1 protein-coding gene is annotated in these 627 nt (G+C 66.5%); it reads right to left on the minus strand.

The features are described 5' to 3' along the window. Positions 1 to 383: 383 nt before the first annotated feature. On the minus strand, positions 384 to 627 hold a 244-nt coding region (locus tag FJV41_RS53275), incomplete at its 5' end, for a hypothetical protein (protein ID WP_220137981.1).

The raw sequence follows: 627 nt of genomic DNA on the forward strand, positions 1-627 counted from the left end.
TCCTTCGCCCTGGCGAGCCGGGTCCGCGATTCGACACTCCCGTCCATCGTCGCGTACGCCCGCTGCAACGCCACTTCTACTCGCCCCAGCTCTACTGCGAGGGCGTGCCGCTCGTTCATCGTCATCCGCATACTCCACAGCACGAGACATGCCAGCCCACGGGGTGGCTCTGGCCAGCAACCATTCCCACGAGGTCGCTCCGTATGATTGACAGAGGCAGGCACTCCTTTTTCCACCCAGGCATTGCTCGACTACGACACGTGCCCCGAGAATGGTAATCATCACCCGGCGCCTCAACGCGCACTCGCCCCGAATACACAGCAAGGCGAGCAAAGGCTCACATGCACAAAAAACCACGCCGTCCTGTTTCGCAGGTTCACGGTTCATCCTCTTCCGCGAGGGAGCTCCTCCGCCCGTCCGCTCCGAAGTTCGCGACATCTCTTGAGGCGTCCTTCCGCACCGCCCTTGATGAGGAGCTGGCGCGCCCACTCGCCAGCCTCGTCGCGAGACTGGCCGGGGTGGCGAGCCGCCTCGCCCCGGGGCCACAGCAGGAAGTGTCGCGCCAGCGCCCCGTCCACGACGCGAGGCCTCCGCCCCCTGCGCAGCCGCAGCGCCTGCCGCCGCTCC

Origin of the sequence: Myxococcus llanfairpwllgwyngyllgogerychwyrndrobwllllantysiliogogogochensis (assembly GCF_006636215.1) — a bacterium.
GTDB lineage: Bacteria > Myxococcota > Myxococcia > Myxococcales > Myxococcaceae > Myxococcus > Myxococcus llanfairpwllgwyngyllgogerychwyrndrobwllllantysiliogogogochensis.